This is a genomic window from Streptomyces sp. NPDC060205 (assembly GCF_042728395.1).
Taxonomy (GTDB): Bacteria; Actinomycetota; Actinomycetes; order Streptomycetales; family Streptomycetaceae; genus Streptomyces.
The window spans coordinates 1-4,705 of sequence record NZ_JBHWZP010000513.1 but is presented as its reverse complement, the minus strand read 5'-3'; the positions used below and the strand labels follow the sequence as shown (position 1 = coordinate 4,705).

The following is a 4,705-nucleotide window of genomic DNA, read 5'->3' as shown; positions in this document are numbered from 1 at the left end:
CACGAGCCCCCGCTCGCCGGTCCGCGACGGCGGGCTCGGTCGTGTGCGGCTCCGGCCGCGCCCGGGGCCGACGTGGAGCCTGCCGGTCGCGGGCCTGGAGCCCTCCCCATCAGGCCGCCGCGTCACTCCCGCCACAGCCCGGCTCCGGCCTCCCGTGCACCCCTCCGGCCCCGGCTCGTCCCCCACTTGGCCTCGCCTTGTCCCGGGCTTGGCGATTTTGGCACCACACTTTGTTCACAACCTCACTTACGGGTTAGCCTGCGGCGTATTTCCTCGTCGGTGGCCCGGTGCACAAGGGGTGGCAGACGAGGGCGTGGTCCGGCAGTGGGCCTGTAGTTCCGCGTCCCTTTCGCACAGGTTGCACAGGGACCCAAGAGGCATGGAACGAGGGTGCGCATGACCAGCCAGACGACCGACACTGTCGACCGCACGCCGGGCGACCAGGAGCTGCGACAGCTGCTGGCCGGCCTCACGGCCGTACGGGACGGCGACTTCGGCACCCGTCTGCCGGACGACGGGGACGGCCTCCTGGGCGACATCGCCACCGTCTTCAACGGCATGGTCGACCAGCTGTCCGTGTTCACGTCCGAGGTCACCCGCGTCGCGCGCGAGGTCGGCACCGAAGGGACCCTCGGCGGCCAGGCGGAGGTGCCGGGCGTGTCCGGGACCTGGGCCGATCTCACCGACTCGGTCAACGCCATGTCGGGCAACCTCACCACCCAGGTGCGTGACATCGCCCAGGTGGCGACCGCGGTCGCCAAGGGCGATCTGTCGCAGAAGATCGACGTGCCGGCCAGGGGCGAGATCCTCCAGCTCAAGGAGACCGTCAACACGATGGTCGACCAGCTGTCCGCCTTCGCCGACGAGGTCACCCGCGTCGCCCGCGAGGTCGGCAGCGAGGGACGCCTCGGCGGCCAGGCCCAGGTGCCCGGCGTCGGCGGTGTCTGGCGCGACCTCACCGACTCGGTCAACCTGATGGCGGGCAACCTCACCGCGCAGGTCCGCAACGTCGCCCAGGTGACGACCGCGGTCGCCAGGGGTGACCTGTCCCAGAAGATCACCGTGGACGCCCGCGGTGAGATCCTGGAGCTCAAGAACACCATCAACATCATGGTCGACCAGCTGTCCGCGTTCGCCGACGAGGTCACCCGCGTGGCCCGCGAGGTGGGCACCGAGGGACGGCTCGGCGGCCAGGCGGACGTCAAGGGTGTCAAGGGCACCTGGCGCGACCTCACCGACTCGGTGAACTTCATGGCGGGCAACCTCACCGCGCAGGTCCGCAACGTCGCCCAGGTGGCGACCGCGGTCGCCAGGGGCGATCTGTCGCAGAAGATCACCGTGGACGCCCGGGGTGAGATCCTCGCCCTGAAGGAGACCCTCAACACGATGGTGGACCAGTTGTCCGCCTTCGCCGACGAGGTCACCCGCGTCGCCCGCGAGGTCGGCACCGCGGGCAACCTGGGCGGTCAGGCCACCGTGCGCGGGGTCTCGGGAACCTGGAAGGACCTCACCGACAACGTCAACGTGATGGCGTCCAACCTGACGGGCCAGGTCCGCTCGATCGCCCAGGTCGCCACGGCCGTGGCCCGCGGCGACCTCAGCCAGAAGATCACCGTCGAGGCCAAGGGCGAGGTCGCCGCCCTCGCGGACGTCATCAACACCATGGTCGACACGCTGTCCGCGTTCGCCGACGAGGTCACCCGCGTGGCCCGCGAGGTGGGCACCGAGGGACGGCTCGGCGGCCAGGCCCAGGTGCCGAACGTGGCGGGCACGTGGAAGGACCTCACCGACAACGTCAACTCGATGGCCAACAACCTCACCGGCCAGGTGCGCAACATCGCGCTGGTGACGACGGCGGTGGCCAAGGGCGACCTGTCCAAGAAGATCGACGTCGACGCCCGCGGCGAGATCCTCGAACTGAAGACCACCATCAACACGATGGTCGACCAGCTCTCCGCGTTCGCCGCGGAGGTCACCCGCGTGGCCCGCGAGGTCGGCAGCGAGGGACGCCTCGGCGGCCAGGCCGAGGTGGAGGGCGTCTCCGGCACCTGGAAGCGCCTCACCGAGAACGTCAACGAACTCGCGGGCAACCTGACCCGGCAGGTCCGCGCGATCGCCGAGGTCACCAGCGCCGTCGCCGAGGGCGACCTGACCCGCTCGATCACCGTCGAGGCCTCGGGCGAGGTCGCCGAACTCAAGGACAACATCAACTCCATGGTGGAGTCCCTGCGCGAGACCACGCGGGCCAACCAGGAGCAGGACTGGCTCAAGACCAACCTGGCGCGGGCCTCCGGACTCATGCAGGGCCACCGGGACCTGTCCGTGGTGGCCGAGCTCATCATGGACGAGCTCGCGCCCCTCGCCTCCGCCCAGTACGGCGCGTTCTACCTCGCGGAGGAGACCGGCAACGGCAGCGAACTGCGGCTCGTCGGCTCGTACGGATACCCCGACGAGGACGACCGGCCCGACCGCATCCCCTTCGGGCGCTCCCTGGTCGGCCAGGCCGCGCGCAGCCGGCGCGCCATCACGGTCGACGAGCTGCCGCCGAACTACGTGTCCATCTCCTCGGGACTCGGCCGGACGGTACCGACCGCCCTGGTGGTGCTGCCGATCGTGGTGGAGGACCAGGTGCTCGGGGTGATCGAGCTGGCGTCGGTCACCCGCTTCACCCAGATCCACCTGGACTTCCTGGGCCAGCTGATGGAGACCATCGGCGTCAACGTCAACACCATCGTGGCCAACGCCCGTACGGACGAACTGCTCGACGAGTCCCAGCGGCTCACCGCGGAACTGCAGGCGCGCTCCGAGGAACTGCAGGTCCAGCAGGACGAGCTGCAGCGCTCCAACGAGGAGCTGGAGGACAAGGCCTCCCTGCTGGCCGCGCAGAACAGCGACATCGAGGCGAAGAACCTGCAGATCGAGCAGGCGCGCCAGGAGCTGGAGACCCGTGCCCAGCAGCTGTCGCTGGCCTCCAAGTACAAGTCGGAGTTCCTGGCGAACATGAGCCACGAACTGCGCACCCCGCTGAACAGCCTGCTCATCCTCGCCCAGCTGCTGGCACAGAACCCCTCCCGCAACCTCACACCGAAGCAGGTCGAGTACGCGGGCATCATCCACTCGGCAGGCTCCGACCTGCTGCAGCTGATCAACGACATCCTCGACCTGTCGAAGGTCGAGGCCGGGAAGATGGACGTCAGCCCCGAGGTCGTGCCGCTGCGCCAGCTCCTGGAGTACGTCGAGGCCACCTTCCGGCCGATGACGACCCAGAAGAGCCTGGACTTCTCCGTGCGGACCGCGCCCGGCGCGCCCGCCGACCTGCTCACCGACGACTCCCGGCTGCGCCAGGTCCTGCGCAACCTGCTGTCGAACGCGGTGAAGTTCACCGAACAGGGCGGCGTGGAGCTGCGGATCGAGCCGGCCGCCGACCACGAGGTGCCCACCGGGGTGTTCCGCGGCGGCACCATCGTCGCCTTCCGCGTGCAGGACACCGGGATCGGGATCCCCGAGCAGCACCTGGAGACGATCTTCGGCGCCTTCCAGCAGGCGGACGGCACCACGAGCCGCAAGTACGGCGGCACGGGTCTGGGCCTGTCCATCACCCGTGAGATCGCCCATCTGCTCGGCGGTGCCGTCACGGTCGACAGCACTCCGGGACAGGGCAGCACGTTCACGCTGTTCCTGCCCGTGGCGCGCCCCGACTTCGAGAACCTGGTGATCGGCGACCGCATGATGCTGGAGCCCGCGCCGGACGCGTCCTCCTCGCAGGAACCGGCGGTGCACACCCCGGTCCCGGGTCCGACCGGCCCCGCAAAGCGCCCGCGGCGCAGGCTGCTCGTCGTCGAGGAGCGGCAGCGCGGGCTGCTGACCCTCGTCGCGGAGAGCGCGGTCTCGGACGTCACCCGGGGCCAGGACGCCGGCGACCCGCGCGGCACGGTCGACGTCATCACCGCTTCCGGAGCGCACGAGGCGGCGAGCGCGCTGGCCGCGGGCCCCTGCCACTGCGTCGTTCTCGAACTCGGCATGCCCGGCGGCGAGGCGCCCCGCTTCCTCGACGCGATGCAGGGCGACTCCGCGCTCGCGAACGTCCCCGTGCTCGTCCACAGCGGCCACCGCGCGGACCTGGCGCAGGAGCAGGAACTGCAGGCCCGTTCCGGCACCCGCGCCCTGGAGTTCCTGTCCAGCCTCGACGAACTGCGGGAGCGCATCGCCCTGCACCTGTCGGCCGAGGAACTGGGGGACGTGCCGTCCCTGGCCCGCGCGGAGGAGCCGCAGACCGGTTCGCCCCGGGCGGTGGAGGACGCCTTCGTCGGCCGTACGGTCCTGGTGGTCGACGACGACGCGCGCAACCTGTTCGCGCTGAGCGGGATCCTGGAACTCCAGGGATTCCACGTCCTGCACGCGGACAACGGCCGCAAGGGCATCGAGACGCTGGTCAACCACCCCGACATCGCCCTCGTCCTGATGGACGTGATGATGCCGGAGATGGACGGCTACGCCGCCACGGCCGAGATCCGCAAGATGCCCCAGTACGCGGGGCTTCCCATCATCGCCGTCACGGCGAAGGCGATGCCCGGCGACCGGGAGAAGTCGCTCGCTTCCGGGGCCAGTGACTACGTCACCAAGCCGGTCGACACCGAGGACCTCATCGCCTGCGTCCGCCGTTGGCTGCCTGCGTGAGCGACCGCGCCCGGCCGTGTGCGCGCAC

1 protein-coding gene is annotated in these 4,705 nt (G+C 70.3%); it reads left to right on the top strand.

Annotated elements, in window-relative coordinates; translation table 11 throughout:
* Window positions 1-396 precede the first annotated feature (396 nt).
* Window positions 397-4,677 carry a HAMP domain-containing protein gene (locus ACFWGJ_RS42110; RefSeq protein WP_387334244.1) on the top strand — a complete coding sequence of 1,427 codons (4,281 nt, stop codon included), beginning with the start codon at window positions 397-399 and terminating at the stop codon, window positions 4,675-4,677.
* Window positions 4,678-4,705: the final 28 nt, after the last annotated feature.

What these genes read in the sequence shown, in the direction of transcription:
- ACFWGJ_RS42110 (WP_387334244.1), top strand. Translation starts at nt 397, where the DNA reads ATGACCAGCCAGACGACCGACACTGTCGACCGCACGCCGGGCGACCAG.